20 protein-coding genes and 1 pseudogene are annotated in these 22,589 nt (G+C 59.2%); 13 read left to right on the top strand and 8 right to left on the bottom strand.

The window, feature by feature from the left end:
- The first annotated feature begins 148 nt into the window (after positions 1–148).
- The 10 genes from LOY26_RS15925 (at position 149) to LOY26_RS15880 (ending at position 11,132) form a co-directional block, all read left to right on the top strand.
- Positions 149–400, top strand: a complete 252-nt coding sequence (locus LOY26_RS15925; RefSeq protein ID WP_258713812.1) for a DUF2790 domain-containing protein — start codon at positions 149–151, stop codon at positions 398–400.
- Between the two features lie 33 nt (positions 401–433).
- Positions 434–709, top strand: a complete 276-nt coding sequence (locus tag LOY26_RS15920; protein ID WP_258713811.1) for a TolC family protein — start codon at positions 434–436, stop codon at positions 707–709.
- Positions 710–1,364: 655 nt separating this feature from the next.
- Positions 1,365–2,750: an MFS transporter gene (locus LOY26_RS15915; RefSeq protein WP_258713810.1), complete on the top strand. Its 1,386-nt coding sequence runs from the start codon at positions 1,365–1,367 to the stop codon at positions 2,748–2,750.
- A gap of 122 nt (positions 2,751–2,872) precedes the next feature.
- Positions 2,873–3,802, top strand: coding sequence for a dihydrodipicolinate synthase family protein (locus LOY26_RS15910; RefSeq protein WP_196135580.1), 930 nt, complete (start codon positions 2,873–2,875; stop codon positions 3,800–3,802).
- Positions 3,803–4,016: 214 nt separating this feature from the next.
- Complete coding sequence (locus LOY26_RS15905; protein WP_258713809.1) at positions 4,017–5,258, top strand: OprD family porin; 1,242 nt, start codon at positions 4,017–4,019, stop codon at positions 5,256–5,258.
- 668 nt (positions 5,259–5,926) lie between these two features.
- A complete protein-coding gene (locus tag LOY26_RS15900) occupies positions 5,927–6,457 on the top strand; it encodes a sigma-70 family RNA polymerase sigma factor (RefSeq protein ID WP_186663090.1) in 531 nt (176 codons plus the stop codon).
- The gene (locus LOY26_RS15895; protein WP_258713808.1) at positions 6,454–7,419 is read left to right on the top strand and encodes a FecR domain-containing protein; all 966 of its coding nucleotides are present in this window, start codon (positions 6,454–6,456) and stop codon (positions 7,417–7,419) included. Before LOY26_RS15900 ends, LOY26_RS15895 begins: the two co-directional genes overlap by 4 nt.
- Before the next feature lie 90 nt (positions 7,420–7,509).
- Positions 7,510–9,945 (top strand): TonB-dependent siderophore receptor, encoded by a 2,436-nt coding sequence (locus tag LOY26_RS15890; protein ID WP_258713807.1) that lies wholly within the window; start codon positions 7,510–7,512, stop codon positions 9,943–9,945.
- Between the two features lie 237 nt (positions 9,946–10,182).
- Positions 10,183–10,776, top strand: coding sequence for a GNAT family N-acetyltransferase (locus tag LOY26_RS15885; protein ID WP_258713806.1), 594 nt, complete (start codon positions 10,183–10,185; stop codon positions 10,774–10,776).
- Entirely contained in the window at positions 10,773–11,132 is a 360-nt protein-coding gene (locus LOY26_RS15880) for a cupin domain-containing protein (protein WP_186663086.1), read from the top strand. Before LOY26_RS15885 ends, LOY26_RS15880 begins: the two co-directional genes overlap by 4 nt.
- 110 nt (positions 11,133–11,242) lie before the next feature.
- Here LOY26_RS15880 and LOY26_RS15875 read toward each other — a convergent pair.
- The 8 genes and pseudogenes from LOY26_RS15875 to phnD form a co-directional block, all read right to left on the bottom strand.
- A pseudogene (locus tag LOY26_RS15875) lies at positions 11,243–11,377 on the bottom strand (helix-turn-helix domain-containing protein); the annotation flags it as partial.
- Between the two features lie 4 nt (positions 11,378–11,381).
- A complete protein-coding gene (phnX, locus tag LOY26_RS15870) occupies positions 11,382–12,209 on the bottom strand; it encodes a phosphonoacetaldehyde hydrolase (protein WP_186663077.1) in 828 nt (275 codons plus the stop codon).
- A gap of 76 nt (positions 12,210–12,285) precedes the next feature.
- Positions 12,286–13,152, bottom strand: coding sequence for a LysR substrate-binding domain-containing protein (locus tag LOY26_RS15865; RefSeq protein ID WP_186663078.1), 867 nt, complete (start codon positions 13,150–13,152; stop codon positions 12,286–12,288).
- A 50-nt stretch (positions 13,153–13,202) separates the two neighbouring features.
- Positions 13,203–14,498 (bottom strand): MFS transporter, encoded by a 1,296-nt coding sequence (locus tag LOY26_RS15860; protein ID WP_258713805.1) that lies wholly within the window; start codon positions 14,496–14,498, stop codon positions 13,203–13,205.
- Between the two features lie 86 nt (positions 14,499–14,584).
- The gene (gene psrA / locus LOY26_RS15855) at positions 14,585–15,673 is read right to left on the bottom strand and encodes an iron-containing alcohol dehydrogenase PsrA (protein WP_186663080.1); all 1,089 of its coding nucleotides are present in this window, start codon (positions 15,671–15,673) and stop codon (positions 14,585–14,587) included.
- Positions 15,674–15,861: 188 nt separating this feature from the next.
- Complete coding sequence (gene phnE, locus LOY26_RS15850) at positions 15,862–16,680, bottom strand: phosphonate ABC transporter, permease protein PhnE (RefSeq protein ID WP_258713804.1); 819 nt, start codon at positions 16,678–16,680, stop codon at positions 15,862–15,864.
- A 2-nt stretch (positions 16,681–16,682) separates the two neighbouring features.
- Positions 16,683–17,477 carry a phosphonate ABC transporter ATP-binding protein gene (gene phnC / locus LOY26_RS15845; RefSeq protein WP_186663082.1) on the bottom strand — a complete coding sequence of 265 codons (795 nt, stop codon included), beginning with the start codon at positions 17,475–17,477 and terminating at the stop codon, positions 16,683–16,685.
- A complete protein-coding gene (phnD, locus tag LOY26_RS15840; protein WP_186663083.1) occupies positions 17,474–18,343 on the bottom strand; it encodes a phosphonate ABC transporter substrate-binding protein in 870 nt (289 codons plus the stop codon). The genes phnC and phnD overlap by 4 nt, the downstream gene beginning before the upstream one ends.
- A gap of 111 nt (positions 18,344–18,454) precedes the next feature.
- Between phnD and LOY26_RS15835 the strand changes: the two genes are divergently transcribed.
- The 3 genes from LOY26_RS15835 (at position 18,455) to LOY26_RS15825 (ending at position 22,309) form a co-directional block, all read left to right on the top strand.
- Positions 18,455–19,312: a LysR substrate-binding domain-containing protein gene (locus tag LOY26_RS15835; RefSeq protein WP_258713803.1), complete on the top strand. Its 858-nt coding sequence runs from the start codon at positions 18,455–18,457 to the stop codon at positions 19,310–19,312.
- Positions 19,313–19,771: 459 nt separating this feature from the next.
- Positions 19,772–20,905, top strand: coding sequence for an aminotransferase class V-fold PLP-dependent enzyme (locus LOY26_RS15830; RefSeq protein WP_258713802.1), 1,134 nt, complete (start codon positions 19,772–19,774; stop codon positions 20,903–20,905).
- 330 nt (positions 20,906–21,235) lie between these two features.
- Positions 21,236–22,309 (top strand): IS630 family transposase, encoded by a 1,074-nt coding sequence (locus LOY26_RS15825; protein ID WP_033698628.1) that lies wholly within the window; start codon positions 21,236–21,238, stop codon positions 22,307–22,309.
- The last annotated feature ends 280 nt before the right edge of the window (positions 22,310–22,589 follow it).

Below are 22,589 nucleotides of genomic sequence, written 5' to 3'. Positions count from 1 at the left end.
AACCAGCCTGATACAGGGCTGATACATTTCTGACAGGTTTGACAGATATCAGGTGCATCACACACACAAACCGTCCCACAAAGGACAAACTTTTCACGCACCCCGGGATTTAGCATTCAGGCTCGGTCATAAAAAAGAGTGCCCTGAGATGAGCAAGTTCAAACACTCCGTCCTCTTTTGCCTAATTTCTTCGGCAAGTGCCCTGTCGGTCACTGCCAACGCCGATCCAGCGCCGTATGAGTACGGCGAGAGCTTGGATGTTGCGAAGGTCATCAAGCTGAGCGAGCCAAACGCGCCGATCTGCCAGGTCGTTGAGGCCACCATGACCTACGAGGATTCTCAGGGCGCAGTGAAGACCGTTTCCTATCGTCGCCTGGCTGACGTGTGCACCAACCGTTGATCGACCGACCTCTGCACCTTTTCGAGCTTTCGATTGGCGCACCTGATACGCGAGGTTGAGGACAACCTTGCAATGCTCAACCACCTGGAGCGGCAAGCATCGGATGAGAACGACGCGCTCGGCGCAGCACAGCGTGCCACGACGCTGGCCACGCAGCGCTACAAGGAAGGTGCCATCAGCTACCTGGAGGTTCTCACTGCGCAGACTCTGGACCTGGAAGCTCAGCGCAAGCTGCAAAAGGTTCAGACCAACCAGATGATTCACAGCGCCCGTTTGATCGGCTCGGTGGGCGGTCAGTGGGGCTCTTAAAGAGCCGCAGCGCTGGTTAGAAACACCTCATAAAAGCGAATGGAATGTCAAAGGGAACGAACATGACATAAAGGAATAAAAAAGCAGTAGAAGGGCCCAAAAAAGGATGGGCCTTGAGTACTGATGGTGATATTCTTTTTAAAAATAAGAAAAAACTTTCGCAATCCGAAAAAACAATAAGGCGCGAAGAAATATGAAACAGATTGCTAATTTACATGCCTGCCCCAAGCGTGCCGTCTACTCAGACCTAGGCAACCGCAGTAATGTCAGTCTCTCCGTGATTGGATCATATCCTTCGCGTGCTACGCCCAGTTCACACCTGAGGCAAGCTTTCATTCGCACCCAATTCAACAGTGTCGCCTCTATCTTTGAAACGCGGTACTTCGCTACTACCGACGCTGCCCGACGTGGCCGTTGTCGCTGTTCTCAAACGACGCTTTCTACGTCCACTCAAAAACTTCCTCGCGTTTTTCGCTGCCGTCGTGGACCGGGCTATGAAGTGGTCGTTTTCGAAAAACTGATTACATAGCGTGATAAGTCAGAGCTGATTCAAAAACAGCTTTTAGATGAACTGCGCCACTGCACTGTGTTTACCGCGGCAAGCTTTTGCTCGTCCCCGAAAAACGCAAAAATAATAAAAGGAAGTGCTATGTTAATGCAGCAAGTAGAAACCGAACCCTTGCCAGACATGGTTAAAAGCCAGGCCAATATAAGCGCCAGGTTAGAGCGGCTCCCAATTACGAAGCAGGTTTTCTGGGCTCGGAACATTATTGGTGCCGCGACATTCTTTGATGGCTACACCGTCATTGCGATCGCCTACGCAATGCCAGTGCTGGCCAAGGAGTGGAGCTTGAGCGGTGCGCAGATCGGCATGATCCTTTCTGCGGGCTATCTGGGCCAACTGTTTGGTGCGCTGATCTTTGGCTGGCTCGCCGAAAAGCTCGGGCGTATGAAGGTGCTGACCTTCACCATTCTACTGTTCGTGTCCATGGACGTGGCCTGCTTGTTCGCCTCTGGCGCAGCGATGATGATCGTGTTCCGGTTCATTCAAGGCATCGGCACGGGAGGAGAGGTACCTGTAGCCAGTGCCTATATCAACGAGCTAATCGGCTCGAAGAAACGAGGAAAATTCTTCCTTCTTTACGAGGTCATGTTCCTGCTGGGCTTGGTCGGGGCCGGGATCATTGGTTACTTCCTGGTACCGATCTACGGTTGGCAAGCCATGTTCGCAGTGGGAGTTGTTCCCGCGATGCTGCTGATACCGTTGCGTTTCTTCCTGTTTGAATCGCCGCGTTGGCTGGCCTCCAAGGGCCGCTTGGACGAAGCTGATCGAATCGTCACCCGGCTGGAAAACAGCGCGCTGAAAGCCGGCAAAAAGCTCCAACCACCTGTGGAGGTGCCGCAGATCCAGACGGACAAAAATGATTTGGGGTGGAAAGAGCTTTTCCAAGGCATGTACTTCAAACGCTCGCTAGTGATCTGGGCATTGTGGTTCGGCTCCTACATGGTCGCCAATGGTTTAATTACCTGGCTGCCAACCCTTTATCGCCAGCACTTCAACTTGCCGCTTGAAACAAGTTTGGCTTACGGGTTCATGACTTCGGCCGGGGGTGTAGTCGCCGCAGTAATTTGCGCACTGCTTATTGACAAAGTTGGCCGTCGCCGCTGGTATGTGGGAGCACTGTTCTTGGCTGCCATTCCACTGGCAATCTTGGCAACTACTGGCGCCAGTGCACCACTGAAGATTTTGGCCCTGGCAGGTTTGGGATACGCATTGGTACAAACAGTTACGTTCTCTCTCTACCTGTACTCGGCAGAGCTTTATCCAACTCGACTGCGCGCTTTGGGAACTGGTGTGGGCAGTGCTTGGTTGAGAATGGGTTCGGCACTTGGCCCCCTCATTGTTGGCTTTACAGTTTCCGGTGTTGGTGTTCAGTACGTATTCGGCACTTTCGCAGTAGTACTTCTGATCACGGCAATAGTCACAGCTTTGTTCGCAATTGAAACCAAAGGGCGGATTTTGGAAGAGCTTTCGCCTTAAGCTTCAATTAAAGCTTCAATCGGCAGTACCTGACTTAGCAGTAACTTCAGAACACATCAATGTTTGTTTTGCGCCCGCGCATGCGTTAGTTGCGAAAATTAACTAAACCAGAGGTAATAAAAATGAGCACTAAAAACACCATCGACCTGAAAGGCCTCGTTCCTGCTCCAGTGACTCCGTTCACTCGTGACGGTGAAGTTGACTACGCAGCCATTCAGAAACTGGGCTCGTGGCTGGGCAGCATCGAAGGCGTCAAAGGTCTGGTTGTTTTGGGTCACGCTGGTGAAGGTACTTTCCTGACCCAGGCCGAACAAGGCCGCGTTATCCAGGCTTTCAAAGAATCGGTTGGCGGCCGTCTGCCAATCATCGCCGGCATCACCGGCGAAGGTACGCAAGTCGCCGCTGAAGAAGCCAAACGCGCTGTAGACAACGGTGCTGCCGCTGGCCTGGTGTACCCATCTCACGGGTGGCTGCGCTTCGGCTACCAAAAAGGCGCCGCCCAGGACCGTTACAAGGCCATCTACGAAGAGAGCGGTCTGCCGCTGATCCTCTTCCAGTACCCAGACGTGACCAAGGCCACCTACGACCTGGAAACCCAGCTGGAAATCGCCAAGCAGCCTGGTGTCTTCGCCATGAAGAACGGTGTTCGTAACATGCGTCGCTGGGACACCGAGATCCCAGTAATCCGTCGTGAAGTGCCGGACCTGCAGATTCTGACATGCCATGACGAATACCTGCTGCACACCATGTTCGACGTGGACGGTGCCCTGGTCGGCTATGGTGGCCTGACCCCTGAGCCGCTGATCGAGCTGATCGCTGCTGGCAAGCGTCGCGACTACCCAGCTGCTCGCGCCATTCACGACAAGCTGCTGCCGGTAACCCGCAATGTCTACCACCGCGGTTCCCACATGGAAGGCACCGTGGCCCTGAAACACGGCCTGGTTGCCCGCGGCATCCTGGATCACGCCACCGTGCGTTCGCCGCTGCTGCCTCTGGCCGAAGGCGCCGACAAGGAAATCGCTGACGCCCTGCGCAGCGCTGGCCTGGTCTGATCCCAAGCCAAGGCCAACATCAAGCATTCTCGGTGTTGGCCTACAGCTGAAACACCTGCCAGGGCCCTGCGCATCAGGGTCTTGGCATCTTTCGATTCGGATTCTGATTCACACACGAACAACGATCCGTTTTCCCGGAAGGACGGCATTCGCCCGCTCAACCGGCGATGACAGACCAAAAAAGCCCTTCAATAAAAACAACAGGGGACCGGTCTTGAACACTCATGCAAATCGCAAAATCCTCGTGCTCGTCATTCCTGCTCTGCTTCTGCCTATCAATGTGTGGGCTGAAGGATTCGTGGAAGACACCCGCGCCACACTGACCTTCAGAAACTTCTTTTTTGAACGCAATTTCACTGCGCCGGGTGTCACTCAGAGTCATGCTCGTGAGTGGACGCAGGGTTTTATCTTTGATCTCAAGTCAGGATCTACACAGGGCACCGTTGGCTTCGGCGTGGATGTCTTGGGAAAGTATGCAGTGAAGCTTGATGGAGGCGCAGGGGAGTACGGTGCGCTGCTGCTGCCCAAGGATGACGATGGTGACCCAGCGGGAAGTTTCGGCAGGCTTGGGGTTGCGTTAAAGGCGAAGCTGTCGAACACCGAGGTCAAGGTCGGCGAATGGATGCCCAATTTCCCGATCGTCACCGCAGACGATTTCAGGGCTCTGCCGCAGACTTTCCGCGGCGCTCAGATCGCTTCGCAAGCGCTCAAGAACTGGTCGTTTTCCGCAGGAGAGTTCACCAAAACCAGCCTTCGAAATGACTCCTCCATGGAGGACCTCTCATTCGGCTCAGCGCAGTCAGATTCGTTCAAATTCCTGGGCGCTGACTACCGCTCCAGCTCCAAGAATACGACTGTCCGGCTCTGGTCGGGGGAGTTGGAAGACATCTACAAGCAGCACTACCTTGGGCTGATCCAGAAATGGCAGCTCAGCCAAACGGTATCGCTCACCTCAAACCTTGGCTATTTCTGGGGCAAGGATGCGGGGGCTGCAAAGGCAGGCCCGCTGGATAACCAGACGGCTTCCGCTCTGTTCAGCCTCAACATCGCTCAGCACTCGATCAGTATCGGGCTGCAAAATGTTTCGGGTGATACCGGATGGATGCGCATCGGCGGGACCGGCGGCATTTACCTTGCGAACAACACCTTCAACCACGCCTTCGACAATCCCCGCGAAAGGTCCTGGCAGGTTCGCTATGACCTCAACTTTGTGGGTTACGCCATCCCTGGTTTGAGTTTCATGACGCGCTATGTGCATGGCGATAACGTGGAACTGAGGAATGTCCACGACGGGGCGGAATGGGTACGTGAGTCCGAGCTGGGTTATGTGTTCCAGAGCGGCAAGCTGAAGGATTTGGCCGTGCGGTGGCGAAACTCCAGCGTCAGAAGAAGTTTCAACGCCAGCGATTACGACGAGAACCGCCTGATCGTCAGCTACCCGCTCAACATTTTCTAGAAGGCTGAATCACACCATGCTATTGCACGAAGCTACTGAAGTTATCGAGGTGCTTGGCCAGGCGTCCGCCAATGAGTTGCTCAAAGACGGCTGGATTCTGCTCGCAATTGTCCCGAGCGCACAATCGACTCCTTGGTACATCCTCGGGAAGCGCTCTTACTAGCAGGCTTGCTTCCCTAACGCTTATTAGGCTCTGTACGAAAAGTATGGTCATCCATTATTGTGGGATCGCCGCATCGCCGCTCCCACAAAACTTTTATACAGAACCTAGCTGTCCGCCTTCGTGAAGGGCAGCTTTGGGTCGGAAGCAGCCGTTCCCGACTTGTCGCTTTCGACCCTGAGCGGACGGTCATACTGTTGAGTTCGGAGTGGGCTTGGAGGTGTTCGTCATGACATTTCTGGCGCTTACCAGATCGAGCGCCGCCCGCGCGGCGCATCGCGAGCTATCGCTCGCTCCTACGTTTGTTTCAGGCCAATTGTCCCGCAGGTTTTGCGCGCGAACCCCTTGGTGCATGGCCCGATATCGCGTTGTATAAACTAAGCGGCCGCGCGCCTGCACAGCCGCCACGATGACTAAGAAGATGATGCCGACCTGGCCAATTGCCCGAAATCCGCATCAACGCTAGAATTGCTAATTATTCGCATTAGCAACCCTAGGCGCCGTTCCCATGACCGCTTCTCCCGGCACTGCTGGCTCCGACCTGGAGAACCTCTACCGCGCCCACCACGGCTGGATCCGCCAGTGGCTGCAGCGCAAGCTCGGCAATGCCCACGATGCTGCGGAGTTGGCGCAGGATGTGTTCGTGCGGTTGCTGACCAAACCCCGGGCTTTCAATGACCACGAGCATGCCCGCGCGTATCTGGGGCGCATGTCGCGCAATGCGTGTGTCGACTTCTGGCGGCGGCGGCGGGTGGAGCAGGCTTATCTGGACGTGTTGGCCGCCCAGCCCGAGCAACTTGCACCCTCGCTGGAGCAGCAGGCGGTCATCCTCGAAACACTGGAACAACTGCAGGCGATGTTCGAGCGCATGCCCAAGCGGGTGGCCGACGCGTTCTCCATGGCGCAACTGCAGGGCATGAAGCAACGCGAGATCGCTGAGCAGTTGGGCGTGAGCGAGCGCAGTGTGAACAGCTACCTGGCTCAGGCGATGTACCAGTGCCTGTTGCTGGAAGCCGAACTGGATGATTCGCTGGCATGAGCCGGGGGCAACTCGACCATGGCGTGCTGCAAGCGGCGGCAGGGTGGTTCGCGCGGCTGCACGCAGCAGGGCATGACGCAGCAACACAGGCGCAATGGCAAGCCTGGCTGACCGAGGATGCGCGGCATCGCCTGGCGTGGTCCTATGTAGAAAACATCAACCAGCGCTTCGGCAACCTCGATGGCCAGGCAGAACTGGCCCGGCAGGTGTTCGACAACGCTCGCAGTCACCGGCATTCGCGTCGTGCCGTGCTCGGCAGCCTTTGCGTAGCGGGCGCGGGTGGTATGTTGGGGTGGGGCGGCTGGCAGCGCGGTTGGGTGGACTCGCCACGCGCCTGGTTCGCCACCTATCGCACCAGCGTGGGGGACGTGCGGCCGCTTACACTGGCCGATGGCAGTCAGTTGTGGCTGAACGGCGGGACGGCACTGGATGTGCAGTTCGATGAAGGCGTGCGGCAACTGCGTCTGTACCGCGGCGAAATCCTGATCGAGACCGGCGAGGACTCACGACCACTGTTCGTCGAGACGCGGGCAGGGCGGATGCGGCCACTCGGCACGCGGTTCAGCGTACGGGATCAGGGGCTGGCAACGACCTTGAGTGTGTTTGCAGGCTCGGTGCAGGCAACCTGCGCCGGCAGTGGTGTGCGCACTACGCTGGGCGCCGGGCAAATGCTCGTGTTCGATGCGCAACAGGCAGGCGCATCAACAGCTGCGCAGGCTCTGCGCCAGGACTGGAGCCGTGGCGTGCTGGTGGCGGAGGACATGCCGTTGGGCCAGGTAGTCGACGTTCTGCGCGAACACCGTCACGGCCACCTGGGCATCGACCCTGTGCTGAACAACTTGCGTGCGGTGGGTACCTTCCCGCTGCTGGACACCGACCGCACCTTGGCCATGCTCGAGCGTGCGTTACCCATTCGGGTGGTGCGCACCTTGCCTTGGTGGGTCTCCATCGAGGCGCGCTGAAGAAATTTCATAATTCTTTTTCTGGTTTTGCGACGCTCATGCGCTTGGTGGGATGACGCTACTTCATCCTACTTCCGGAAGGACCCTTTCATGCTGCTTCGCCATCCTGCTTTTTCGCGCCCTCATCCGCTGACTTTGGCCATCCTCCTTGCCCTTGGCAGTCACGCTGCCACCACCCAGGCCGAAAGCAACGGCGCAGCAATGCAGCGCGCGATGTTCGACATTCCGGCCGGGCCGTTGGCACAGCAACTGAACCTGCTGGCCAAACAGGCAGGGTTGTTGATTGGCGGTGATGCCACGCTCACCGCCAATAAGCAGGGCCAGGTGGTGCACGCCACCCGTGTCGAGCAGGCGCTGGCGCAGATGCTGGCGGGCAGCGGCGTGGAGGCGGTGGGCACCGGCGAGCGGGAATTTCAGCTGGTGCGTCAGGTTGAAAACGCTGCCGGTGCCGTGACCCTGGGCAGCACCACTATCTCCAGTCAGGGATTGGGCGACTTGACCGAGGGCACCGGGGCCTACGCGACGGGGCGTTCGTCCACCGCCACCAAACTGCCGATGAGCCTGCGCGAAACGCCGCAGTCGGTCACCGTGGTCACCCGCCAGCGCATGGATGACCAGAACATGCAAAACCTCGACGACGTCATGCGTAACGCCACCGGCGTCACCATCATCAAGAACGGGAGCGAGCGCTCGCTGTACCAGGCTCGCGGGCAGACGGTCGAAAACCTGCAGATCGATGGCGTGCCTACCAACATCGGCAACCCGTACTCGATGGACACCATTTCCAAGCCCAACACCGACATCTACGACCGCGTAGAAGTGGTGCGGGGCGCCACCGGCCTGATGGAAGGTGCGGGTAACCCGTCCGCCTCGATCAACTTGGTCCGAAAGCGGCCTACGGCCGAGCCTCAGGCATTGATCGAAACCTCGGTTGGCTCCTGGGACAACTACAAGACCATGCTCGACCTGTCGGCGCCGCTGAATGAAGCCGGCACCCTGCGCGGCCGCTCGGTCCTTTCCTACAACAATGCCAACAGCTACCTGGACACGGCCCAGAAAGAAAACCAGCTGTTCTACGGCATCATCGAGGTCGACCTGGATGAGTCGACCCTGGCCACTTTCGGTTTTACCTACCAGAAGGAACGCAACTCCGGTTATGACTGGTCGGGCCTGCCCAGCAAGGAGAGCGGCGCGTTCTATCCGATGTCGCGTTCTACCTCGCTGACCGGTGACTGGAACCACCTGGACAAGCGCAATACCACCCTGTTCGCCGATATCCAGCACACCTTTGCCAACGGTTGGAAGGGTGTGGTGGCAGTCAACCAGATGTGGGCAAAGTCGGATTTCCTGGGTAACTACACCTACCCAGGCGGTGGCACCGACCTGTTCACCCTCAATCCGCGCCACTTTCACTTCGATGACACCCAGACCAGCATCGATGGCTATTTCACGGGCCCGTTCCAGCTGCTGGGCCGCCAGCATGAGCTGATTGTGGGTGGCAACTGGAACAAGGACGACTTCGACTACCACGGCGGGCGCGATGCTAGCTACCGCTACATCGTCGACATGAACAACCTGGCAGCGTTTGACCCACCTACACCGACCGCCCTCAATGTCAACCAATGGCAATACAACCGCACCCAGGAGCAAAAGGGCGTGTATGTGGCCAGCCGGTTCAGTCTCACCGACAGCACGACGTTTATTCTCGGCAGCCGCTTGAGCTGGTACAGCCACGATTCGCTTGATGACACCAATGGCGTGCGTGAACCCTCAGACCATAAGCACTTCTCCAAAAGTGGCGAAGTCACCCCTTATGCGGGCCTGGTGCAGGACCTGAACGAAAACTGGTCGGCCTACGCCAGCTATACCGAAATCTTCAAGCCGCAGAGCGCGCAGGATGCGGAGGGCACAACGCTTTTGCCGATGACCGGCAGCAACTACGAGATCGGCTTGAAGGGAGAGTTCCTCGACAAGCGCCTGCAAACCGCTATCGCGCTGTTCCAGGCGGACCAGACCGGCCGTGCCGAGCGCGTGACCTGTGCGCAGACCTGGGCTTGCTACCGGGCGTCCGACAAAGTGCGCAACAAAGGTATCGAGCTGGAGCTGACCGGTGAGGTGCTGCCGAACTGGAACGTATCGGCGGGGTACACCTATACCCAGTCCAAGTACATGGGGGGCGAGCAGAAAGGCGAAGACTTCAACGGCGCCTCGCCACGCCATTTGTTCAAGGTTGCAACCGACTACCGCCTGCCAGGTACGCTCAACCAGCTGCGTGTAGGTGGCAGCTTCTACGCCCAGAGCAAGATGACTCAGACCGAGGTCGGCAAGGATTACAAGATCCGGCAGGATGCCTACCACCTGACCAACCTGCACGCCATCTACGAGATCAGCCGCAACCTGGAGCTGCAGTACAACCTTGATAACGTGTTCGACAAGAAGTACTACCAGACCCTGGGAAATACTAATTACTGGAATTTCTACGGTGAGCCGCGCAATTTCAATGTGGCGTTGCGGGCGAAGTTCTGACTTAGGTAGGCCCGCGAAACCACATATACGAGGCCGGCGGTGGCTGGATGGCGTGTATCAACGGCCTGGTCGTTGAGTAGGCGGCCACTTGCCTTTGAGCACCGGGCAGCGTCGCACGCCGTGCTGACGGTGTTCGCCCCGAGCATGATGGGAATCGTTCAACCCGGCTACCCTGCCACCCTGTCAAAGGCGTAATCCTTGAACAACTAACCAGCCGATCCCATGGGAGCGCAGTACATGCCTGTCGACTTCAGACCCGCTCAAGCCTCGGACGCGCACGATATTGCGCGCTTCTTTCAACTGACATCGGAGGGCATGGCCGATTACATATGGAGCAAGCTTGCCGCACCTGGAGAGGCATTGCTGAGTGTCGGTGCGTCTCGCTATGCCAGGGAGCAGGGCGACTTTTCCTACAAGAACTGCCTGATGGCTACTTTCGAAGGGCGCGTCATCGGCATGATGCATAGCTATGCCTTGCGCGAGACCCGTGACAGGCCTGTCGAGACAGACCCGGTCCTCGCGCCTTATTCCGATATGGAAATACCCGACACCTTGTACATATCCAGCCTGGCCCTGGATGAGGCCTGGCGTAGCCAGGGGCTGGGTGTCCAGTTTCTTGGCCACGCCCAGCAGCGCGCTGAGGCCGCTGGCCTGGATGGGCTATGCCTGATCGATTATGAAGAAAACCACGCTGCACGCCGCTTCTACGAACGTCACGGTTTTCAGATGGTTAAAACCTGCCAGATCGTTCCGCACCCGATGCTAGGCGTAACCGGTGAAGCCTATTTGATGTATCGCCCTACCCACAACGTGCTCGAGAAAAAACCATGAACAAGAAACTGACGGTGTTCCGCGAACTGGATATTCAACCGGTGCGCGACCTTCCCTTTTTTGAAGCGGTCGTGGAAGGCACCCCTCATACGCTGACGTCCAAGTACTATCACGATGAACAGCAAGGTCGCATTTCCGGAGAATGGGAAGCCAGCACCGGCGCGTGGCGCATCGACTACAAAGTTTGGGAGTTCTGCCATGTCCTGAGTGGATGCTGCGTCATCGAGCTTGAGGATTGCGCCCCCATCACACTAGCTGCTGGCGACACGTTCATTATCGAACCGGGCGCCAAGGGCAAATGGACCGTGTTGGAAGACATGAAAAAGAACTTCGTGATTCTCTTGCCCGCGAACTAGGCACGGGGTCGCGTTTGAAGGGCAGCTATGGGTCGAAAGCTGCCGTTCGTGGAAGGCGGCTTGTCGACCCAAAGCCGCCCATTATGCCCCCCCACTGATTCCACTCAGTTTCAGGTGGCAGCCGACTGCCTCAATCTGCGACTCAACCCAGGCGTCTTACCCGTAACACGCTTGAACGCCCGACTGAACGCCGCCTGAGACGTATAGCCCAAACGCTGCGCGACTTCTTCAATCGGTACCCTCTTAGCGTCAGACGCTCTGGGGCATCTCACCTTGTTGCAGTCGCGCTTCGATATCGGCGATCACTCCCGGCAACTCGGCAATGGTATCGATCAGGTAGTGCGGCCGTGCGCCCTCGAATATCTGGCCAATGCGCGTGCGCGCCTGCTCAAGCTCTGCCTCCGGCAGTGCCTTGTACTGTTCGTATGTCAGGCCAAGCGCATTGCCCGAGCAAGTCAGGGCAACCGTCCACATTCCGGCACTGCGGCCTTCGAGGATCCCAGGCCAGGTGTCGTCGACCTTGACGCATGCGGCCACGTCACTGATCCCCAAGGCAATGACGTTGGCCAAGGATTGCGCCGGATAGGGGCGCCCGTTCGGCACCTCATCGGTAGCGACCACATGATCGGCCACGTAGCCTTTGGTCCTGGCCAGCGCCACCACTTTATCCATTACCACTGCCGGATAGCCAGAGCATGAGCCGATTTTCAGGTGCTTTGCGCGCAATTGCTCGATGACCTCCAGAGCGCCAGGGATCAACGCCGAGTGCTCGGCGATTTTCTCGATCTGCAACGGCATGAAGCGTTCGTAGATAGCGGTCACATCGTTGTCGGTGGGCGTGCGGCCGAATGCCAGCCGATAGCGCTCGGCGATGGCCGGCAGGTCGCACAGCGTGCGGATATGGTCCCACTTGCCCATGCCCATTGGGCCGCGGGCTTCTTCCAGGCTGACTTGCACGCCGAACTCGGCGAAGGCTTCAACGAAGATCTGGGTCGGTGCAAATGAGCCAAAATCCACCACGGTACCGGCCCAATCGAGAATCACGGCCTGCAGTTGCTTGGGTTGCTGATAGTTCATGACATTGCTCCTTGAGTGAAAAAGCGATGAGCGAAGCCCGCCTAGCACGGTAGCGCGCTGGCGTTGAGCGCTTGAATCAGTGATTGGTCAACGAATCGAACAATTCGCCGATGATTGGCCGCTTACGGCGGATGGCCAGGCAGCACAGGAAGTAGCTGATATGGAACGGGTCCTCGGCGAAGGCGATTGAGCGCGTACCCGGCCGATCGGCATGCTCTACAGCCGAGACGAAACCCACACCGATGCCGTGCACCACTGCATGGACAATCGCCTCGCGGCTGTTCAACTGCATGGCGCAGTCCAACGCCACTGCATGCTGGCGGCAGCCTTCTTCTACCAGTTGGCGAGTACGCGAGGCCGGTTCGCGCAACACCACTGGCTGACCGGCTATCTCCTTCACGCTCACACTGGCTTGCCCGGCCCAAGGGTGATCGTCGCGAACCACCGCAAGAATCGGACAGGTGCGATACAACCGCGTACTGAGCCGGTGGTCGAACTCCGACAAGGCGAGGATCGCCAGGTCGATGTCGAAGTTGTAGAGCCGCTCCAATGTCCCGGCCTCGCTGCTGAACGAGGTTTCCAGCTCGATCTGCGGATAATGCTGCATCAGCTCGTAGGTCAGGCTCATGGCGATGGGAGGTGATACCGCGCCGATCCGCAGCATGCCCTGCTTGCGCTGGTGGAAGCTCTGCAGCAGTTGCAATGCCTCGTCTTCCTGGCCGAACAGACCCTGGGTGATGTCGTACAGCTGGCGGCCAGCTGTGCTCAGTTCGATGAAGCGGCCGCGGCGATGGAACAACTCCACCGAAAACCGCTTCTCCAGCCCGCTCACCTGCTCGCTGATGGTGGGCTGGCCGATACTCAGCAACTGCGCCGCCTGGGTAAAGCTGCCTGTGCTGGCGACTGCATGAAAGGACCGCAACCACTTGTGGTACTGGTACATGGCTTCTCTCGATCAAGAAACAGCTGCAAGCTGAAAGCATGGTGGCGCCCTCAACGGCGTACGAACAGCGCAACCAGCGCGCTGCAGGCACAAGCCGTGGTGACCACGATGAAAATCAGCGACGTATTGCCGGTTGTATCGAGCATACGACCGATCAGCGGCTCAGCCAGCCCGGCGAAGAGATACGATGAGAAATTCATGATGCCGGTCGCAGTACCGGCGCGGCGGGCACCTACCAGGTCCGGGCACAGTGCCCAGAAACTCGATGCCGGCCCATAGACGAAGAAGCCGCACAGGAACAACGCTAGCAGACCGACTGCGCTGTGCGCCGGGAGGCTCCACATCCACAGGCTGGTGAGTGCGCCAAGCACCATGTACAGCATGATCGCCAGGTACCGCTTGCTGCCGAACAGCTTGTCCGAGACCCAGCCGTTGCTAAGTGCTCCGACCGCCATACCCACGGGCAAGGCGACGGTGATCCACTTGGGGTCGATGAAACTGTCGCCCTTCTGCCAGTTGGCACCGAGGAAGTGCACCGGGACCCAGACGATCAAGCCGTAGCGAGCGGCGTTCTGAAAGCCGAGAGAAACCGCAGCCACCAGCAAGCGCGGGTTCTTCAGCACCGCCAGGTAGCGTTGCCGCGAGGTCTCTTGGTCCGTCTGCGTGGCCTCGCTGCTGCGGTCCTGGGCATTGGCCACGCCGGTGTTGTCCAGCGCCGGGTAACCCATGTCCTGCGGCCGCTCCCGGGCCACCAGGTAGAAGACGATGCCTCCTGCCAGCATCAAGAGCACGGGCAGGCGAAAGATCCAGCGCCACTCCAGGTGCAACACATCGAGAATGACCACCGAGGTGACATACGACAACACCGAGGCACACCCGGCTGCGAACACGTAGAAGCCGTAGACCCTGCCCCGCTCGGCGGCGCTCCACCAGTTCGACAGCAGGCGACTGCCCGGCGCCCAGCCCAGTGCCTGGAAGTAGCCGTTGACGCCCCAGGGCAGCACCAGGCTCAGCAAGCCGCCAGCGAAGCTGGTCACCCAGTTGGCGCCACATGACAACACTGCGCCCAGCGTCATGATGCGCCGCCCGCCGAATTTGTCGGCCAGGTTGCCATTGATGGCCTGGCCTATCGCGTACATCCACAACATCGCGCTGGAGGCCCAACCGAGCGTCTCCTTGCTCAGGCCGAATTCGGCCTGGATACCAGGGATGGCAAAACCGAAGGTCTGACGACCCGTGTAGAAAAACAGGTAGCAGAACATGGCAGCCAGCAGCATGCGCCACTGGGCCAGGCGGAACGGCATGGTAGTCGGGATCGAGCCAGGCAGTGTTTGTGCACGGTTCATGACGGTTTCCTTTTGTTCGCTGCCGCCGGCACGGGGGCGCGGCGAGTCGGCACTCTTGTTCGGTGCGGGAGGAAAAGCGTGATGCGTCAGGCGGCTTGAGAGCCGATGAAATTGCGTCCGCGTGGACCCTGCATGGCGTCATCGATCATCGCTTCGGCTTCGGCGGCTGTCACGCCGTAATCTTCAAACTCGGTGCGCACGCCCAAGCGATGCAAGAAACCCCGCAAGCGCTGCTGGGCGGCGTCAAGGTCAGGGCCGAAAACCTTCTGCAGGGTACGGTCGCGTTGGCCGTCACGGCCCCAGGCCAGGCCAAGGACCATCGGCAGGGTGAACGAACAGGCGATGCCATGGGGCAGCCCATGGCGCAGGGTCATTTCATACGAGATGGAATGGGCCAGGGCCGTCTTGGTGTTGGAGAACGCCATCCCGGCCTTGAGCGCGGCCAACGCCATGCGTGTGCGCAGCTCGGGGTTGCCCAGGTCCTGCTGCAACTGCGGCAGGCAGTCCAGGATGTCCTCGATGGCCGACACTGCAAAGGTGTCCGAAATAGGATTAGCGTTGTGGTTCCAGATCGCTTCCAGGGCATGTGATAACGCATCCAGCCCGGTGGACACTGTCACTCCGCCGGGTACGCTGAGCATCAGCTGTGGGTCGATCAACGCCACCTGAGGCCAGGTGCACGGCAAATGCAGGGAGTACTTCTTCTGCCGGCCGGCATCCCACAGCGTGGCCCACGGCGTGACCTCGCTGCCGGTACCCGCCGTGGTCGGCGCGGCAATCAGCCGCTTGTGCCGAGCCGGAGTGAACGGTTTGCCACTGGCCAACAACTCCAGCAGTTCATCGAAGTGCCCCGAGGCGGTCCCTACGATCAACGCTTTGGCCGTATCGATGGCGCTGCCACCGCCCAAGGCGAAGACGCTGTCGCAATCGCCATGGTCGGCCCAGAAACGCTCGTGGACTTCGCGCAACCACGCCACGTCCGGGTTCGGCTGCACATTGTCTATCACACAAACCAGGCGCTCGCCGAGCAGGCCGCGCACCCGCTCCACCAGCCCCAACTGCACAGCCTCGGGGAAGGTCACCAAGGCGACCTTGCCCGGGCACAGGTCGGCGATCCGCTCCAGGCTGCCAGCGCCGAAGACGGTCGAGACAGGATTATGGAAACAGGCAGGCATGGACAGTTCCTTATTGTTGTTGGAAGGTGCAGCCATGCTCGTCGGCTGGCAGCTTTCGTTCCAATCGTTTAAACGCAGGCAGGTATCGGCGAGACCGATAACAGCGTCAGCAGGCATCGCGGTTTCTCCAGGCAAGCCCCGCCCCTGCGCAAGCGAAGGGCGCAGAGGGTAAGGCCGGGGGAACAGGATCAGTGACGGGCTGAGCCCTGGATGGCTTGGCGCAGCCGGCTGGAAAGCAGGTCTGCCAGTACCACCATCAGGGTGATCAGCAGGATGCAGGTCGCAGTTTCTTGGTATTTGAATAGCTTCAAGCTGCTGACCAGCTCGAACCCAAGGCCGCCCGCACCGACCATGCCCAGCACGGTCGCCGAACGCAGGTTGACCTCGAAGCGGTAGAGCACCACGGCAATCCAGGCAGTGATGACCTGCGGTAACACACCGAAGATAATCACCTGCAGCGGCCGAGCGCCGGTTGCCTGCAAGGCCTCGATCGGACCTTGGTCGATTTCCTCGACGCTCTCGGCGAAGAACTTGCCAAGCATGCCCACACCGTGCAGTGCCAAAGCGAGCACGCCAGGGAATGGGCCCAGACCGACTGCCGAAACGAACACCAGCGCCAGGATCAGTTCGTTGATGCTACGAATCACATTGAGCAGTTGCCGAGTACCCTGATACAGCCAACGCTTGTTGTGCAGATTGCGCGCGGCAAGCAAGCCCAGCGGGATGGCGCCGACAATCCCCAGCAAAGTGCCCCACAGCGCGATCTGCAGGGTTTCCAGCGCTGGGTGCCAGAGGCTTGGCAGGATGCTCAGGTCCGGCGGCAGCGAGCGGCCGAGAAAGTCGCCAATCTGTGGCAGGCCGCTGGCCAGCTCGGTCCAGCTCAACTGCGCCCCCTCGGCGCTCAAATGCAGGATGCACAGGACTAACACCAGCAATGCAGCGCTGCCCAGCCAGCCGCGTGATGTGGCCGGCGTGCGCACCAGCCATTGGTGAGTACGTGGATTCATGTTCAGGCCCTCGTGCCACTAGCGATGGCAAGATTTTCAGCAAGCGGGGTATCGCCTGGCTGGCGAGGCGCGGCACTGTGGTAAATACGCTGCAGCGCAGCGTCATCCAAGGCCTGCGCCGGACCATCAAATACCAGGCGGCCACTGGCCAAGCCGACGATACGGTCGCCGAAGGCCCGTGCCAGATCCACTTGGTGCAGGTTGCACACCACCGTGATGCCGAGGGTGCGGGTCGCCTCGCGCAGATAACGCATCACCAGGTGTGCCGTTTTCGGGTCTAGGCTGGCCACGGGTTCGTCAGCCAGGATCACATCGGGGCGCTGGGCCAGTGCCCGGGCGATGCCGACCCGCTGCAGTTGTCCGCCAGACAGCGAATCGGCGCGCGCGCTGGCCTTGTCGCTCAGTTCGACGCGGCCCAAACAATCATGGGCCAGGGCTACGTCCTCTCGTCGGAACAGCTGCAGCAGCGAGGCCAGAGTGCTGCAATACGCTAGACGCCCGGTCAGCACGTTTTTCAACACCGACAGGCGCGGCACCACGTTGTGGTGCTGGAAAATCATCGCTACGCGCCGGCGAAGTTCCCGCTGCTGGGAAGCCTGCATGGCGTCCACGCCGCCGACTTCCAGCACGCCACTGTCGGCGTGTGCCAGGCGGTTGATGCAGCGCAGCAAGGTGGATTTTCCGGCACCGGACTGACCGAGGATGACCAGGAACTCGCCGGCCTGGACCTGCAGGTCGATGCCACGCAGCACCGGGTTATCGGCATAGCCCTTGTTTAATTGCTGGATGCGGATCATTTCAGCCTCCGCAGGTCGAGATCAAGCACCTTGGCGGTATCGCGAACCACGTCATAAGCCGCGTCGCTGGTGGGCTGAAAACCGTCGAGCATGCCCTGGTCGCCCCAGGGCACATCCTTGATCGCGGCGAATGCACTGCGCAGCTTGGCTTGCAACTCAGGGTCAAGGCCTTTGCGCCAGACCATCGGCGATTCGGGAATGTCCGGCGAGGTCCACACCACGTGGAAGTCCTGCTGTTTAACCTGCCCGTTGTGCACCGCGCTAGCGAGGATGCGATCGGCCACCGCTGCGGCGTCCACTTTGCGGTTTTCCACGGCGAGGATGCTCGCGTCGTGTGATCCAGAGAAGATCACCCGCGAGAAAAGGGTCTTCGGATCGTGGCCAGCCTGCTCCAGGCCCGCCTTGGGAAACAGGTGCCCAGAAGCCGAGCTGGGGTCGACGAAGGCGAAGGTCTTCCCCTGCAGGCCTTGCAAGCTGCGAATGCCACTGTCGTTACGGGCGATGATGAGGCTGTGGTAGGCGCTGCTGCCGGTCTTGCGGGTCACGGCCACGGCAAACGCCTCGGCATCAGCCATCTGTTTGGCCAGCACGTACGAAAACGGACCCAGGTAGGCCACATCCAGCTTGCCGGCACGCAGGGCTTCGATCACGCCGTTGTAGTCGGTGGCCACGAAAGGTTTGACCGGCATGCCTAGACGCTGCTCAAGCTGGTCGAGCACCAACTGGCTGCTCTTGATCATTGCCTGAGAGTCCTCGGAAGGTATCAGGCCGACGGTCAGGGTCTGTTGGGCCTGTACTGCCGGCGTAAACATCAGGGGCAGCAGGATAAAGCGGGCAGAACGGCGCAGGTTGGCAAGGGAAATCATGGCGTCACCGCAGGGTTGTTTTTGGTGAGGCCAAAGCTAGGGCTGTCATGTGACAGTCACCGCATCAATTCAATATGGTTTTTGCCCCCTTTCCATTCAAAGGATCTATGGATGTCTTCTGCACGCCTGCGTACTTTCCTTGCCGTCGCCCGCCATGCCAGCTTCAGCGCCGGGGCCAGGGCCATCGGCGTCAGCCAGCCGACGGCTACCAACCAGGTCCAGGCCCTGGAGCGCGAGTTCAATGTCGAACTGTTCCACCGGCGCGGACGCCGTATCGAACTGACCACCGTGGGCCGTGCACTTTTGCCGATCGCAGGGCAACTGGCGCTGCTCGATGCCGAAGCCACCAACCTGCTGCGTGACGCCGGCAAGCTCAACCGCGGGCAACTGCGCATTGGCGCGGTTGGCCCGTTCCATGTGATCGAAATGGTTGACCGCTACCAAGCCCGATATCCGCAAATCGATGTCTCCATCCGTGTCGGCAACTCGGCCTCGGTGCTGGCCGATCTGGAAAACTACGTGAGCGACATCGGTGTACTAGCCGGGCGGCCGGAAAACCCGGCATTCGTCGCCCAACGCTACGCACGCCATCCGGTTATCTTGTTCGTCCATGTCGAACATCCCTTCGCCAGGCATGACGAAGTGCCCCTGCAAGCCTTGCAGGGGCAGCCACTGCTACGTCGCGAGCACGGCTCGACTACCCGCTTGGCACTGGAACGGGCCTTGCATGAGGCTGACGTCAGCCCGCGGGTGGCCATGGAAATCGGCAGCCGCGAGGCGCTGCGCGAAGCGGTCATCCGCAAGCTCGGCATCGGCGCGGTGTCGGAGGCAGAATACATTGGCGCCCCCTGCCTGAAAGTCATCCGCATCGCTGGCGATGTGGTATTTACTGAAACGTACCTGTATTACCTGGCCGAGCGGAGCAGCAGCCAGGTCATCGACTCGTTCCTGTCGATCGCGCTGCGTTGAAGGTGGCAAACCCGCGCGCCATCGATTTCGGTACCACAGTGCCATTGGTATGACCTTTGCCAAATTCGCCAAAGCGGACTGAATTCTCCCGGGCTTTCCGGGTACATTCAACTGACTACGCCTGGCCGATAGCAGCCCTTGAAGTAGGTGTGTTGTCGCCATATGTTACTGGCATTCATGGAGGATTCTGACTGATTGCACGTGTGGGATTGATACTGACTCGCGGTTTTTCGCGCCTGCTACGGGGCAGTTTCGCGCCCAGGGTGGATTGGCGGTAACGGTCGATGGCAGGTTCCCCTGGAAGCGGTTGCACGGGCGGCAGGCATTTTCCGAGTGATTGAAAGTGGTACCACTACGCTGAACGTACTGGGCCATTCGCGTATGGCTCCAAGTCTTGTCATTTGCCAAGGCTTGAGGCAGGGTCGATACCACTGACATCTCTGCCAACGGAGTCACTCCATGTCGAGGCTTTATCCCAGTATTGATCCTGAGGGGCTGGTCGAGTACTCGGTGGTCTATACCGACCGCTCGCTCAATCACATGTCACAAACATTTCAGGGCGTGATGAAGAACATTTCCAAGACCCTGAAACAGGTCTATGGCGCCGAAGCTGTCGCGGTAGTGCCGGGCAGCGGTACGTTCGGCATGGAGTCGGTAGCGCGACAGTTTGCCACCGGCCAGCAATGCCTGGTGATACGCAACGGCTGGTTCAGTTATCGCTGGAGCCAAATCCTTGATACGGGCAACATCCCGGCGGCCACCACGGTGCTGAAAGCCCGACCGGTCGACACCGGGCGCCAGGCTGCCTACGCGCCCCCGCCGCTGGAGGAAGTGCTGGCGGCCATTCAGGCGCACAAGCCTCAGATTGTCTTCGCCCCCCACGTTGAAACCTCGTCAGGGATTATCCTGCCCGACGAGTACCTGCGGGCCGTCGGCGACGCCGTGCATGCGGTGGGTGGCCTGTTCGTGCTGGACTGCATCGCCTCTGGCACGCTTTGGGTTGATATGCAAAAGTGCGCAGTCGACCTGCTGATCAGCGCACCGCAGAAAGGCTGGAGCGCCTCCCCTTGCTGTGCCCTGGTGATGCTCAGCGCATTGGCCCTCGAGCGCATCGAGCACACGCAGAGCAGCAGCTTTGCCTGCGACCTGAAAAAGTGGCTGCAGATCATGCAGGCCTACGAACAAGGCGGACACGCCTACCATGCGACCATGCCCAGCGATTCGCTCGCCCGATTCAACGACGTGATGAACGAGATGCAGGCCTACGGTTTCGACAAGGTCCGCGACGAACAACAGGCGCTGGGTGATCGGGTGCGCGCCATGTTGACCGGTAAAGGTTTCAAGAGCGTGGCCGCAGCCGGCTTCCAGGCCCCAGGCGTCGTGGTCAGCTACACCGATGATGCCGACATCAAGAGCGGCAAGAAGTTTGCCGCTCACGGCCTGCAGATAGCCGCCGGCGTGCCGTTGCAATGCGACGAGCCGGCCGACTTCCAGACCTTCCGCATCGGCCTGTTCGGGCTCGAAAAACTGCACAATATCGAGCGCACGGTCAGCACCCTTGAGCAGGCACTGGACGAAGTGATGGCGAACTAAGCCATCAACCTCCTACCGTAAGGTGAATTTCAGGAAGGTAGCCTGCCAGGGTTACGGAGCGGCATTCGCTTCGTACGGCAGTGTTGAGCGCAGCAAGCTGCGAAGTGGCCCATAGCAGTCACCTTTATGCCGGGGCCGTTTCGCGGCCCATCGCCGGCAACAGAGCGTTGGGTCAGGTCCGCCTTGGGTCGAGAGCAGCCGGTCCCGGCTGGCCGCTTTCGACCCATAGCTGCCCTTCAAACGCGACCCCGTACCTAGTGTGGTGTTTCACAAATACCACTGAAAATCTGAGCTAGGCTCTGTAGAAGCCAACTCTCCAAGGGCATCGACATGGGCCGACCAGCAACCGTCATTACCCTTTCCGAAACTGAAAAGTCGGAACTGCTACGCCGGATCAAACTTCGCAAAGGCGCTCAGGATGCCCGCCTGCGCGCAGAGATAATTCTCGGCTGTGCCGCAGGCGAATCAGGCAATGACATCGCTCAGCGCTTAGGCACGAGCAAGGATGTGGTTTCGCGGTGGCGTCAGCGCTTCTCTAAGTTGGGGCTGCTGGGGCTGAACGATGAACCGCGCTCTGGCCGGCCTCGCACTATTTCCGATGAGCAAGTTCAGCAAGTGGTAAACCAAGTACTGCAAGGTAAGCCCGACGACTCCAGTCATTGGAGCACGCGACGGATGAGTCGTGAGACGGGCCTGTCTCCTGCAAGCGTGATGCGCATCTGGCACGCGTTCGGGATCAAGCCGCACTTGGAAAAGACCTTCAAGCTTTCCACTGATCCGTTGTTTGTCGACAAGGTTCACGACATCGTTGGGCTCTACTTGAACCCACCCGAACGAGCCTTGGTGCTTTGCGTTGATGAGAAGAGCCAGATCCAAGCGCTGAACCGCACGCAACCGGGCCTACCGCTTTCCCCAGGTAACCCAGCAACCCGCACACATGACTACAAACGACACGGAACGACCTCGCTGTTCGCAGCCCTGGATGTGGCAACCGGTGAGGTGATTGGCCGACTCAAACGACAACATCGCAGTACCGAGTTTCTCGCCTTCCTAAGGGAGATCGATGTGTCAGTGCCTGCCGATATGCCGATCCATCTGATCATGGACAATTACGCGACTCACAAGACCGACAAAGTCAGGGCGTGGCTTGCGGCGCGACCGCGCTACAACATCCACTTCACGCCGACCTCGGCATCTTGGCTGAATCTGGTTGAGCGGTTTTTCTCAACGCTGAGCGAGAAGTGGATCAAGCGGCAGGCACATGTCAGCGTTAAAGATCTGGAGGCGTCGATCGAGTACTACCTGGAAACCTACAACCAGAACCCGAAGCCATTTCGGTGGCACAAGAAGGCCGAGGACATCCTTGCCTCAGTCGCTCGCGCGGCGCGAGCGCTGGGCAAATGATTTTAAGTGGTATTTCTGAAACACAACACTAGAGCTACGCAGTCGCTCCAGAGGTAATGGTATGCTGCCGCATAAGCAGCAGGACCAATCACACCTAACGCCTCAGCATCGTCTACAGTTGCTCTGCGAACTTCTATCAATCCATGCTCTCCTGTGCCATCTCACCAATTCCAATAAATCGCCTGGGAGCTTACATACTTATGTATACGTCTGTTTTGGGGCGACAGCAGACGCCCGCAACCTATATCCTTATACTCATCTCCCGCGCTCATATGCTGGG

Origin of the sequence: Pseudomonas sp. B21-047 (assembly GCF_024748775.1) — a bacterium.
Lineage (GTDB): Bacteria > Pseudomonadota > Gammaproteobacteria > Pseudomonadales > Pseudomonadaceae > Aquipseudomonas > Aquipseudomonas capeferrum.
This window is presented reverse-complemented; position numbering and strand designations above follow the sequence as displayed.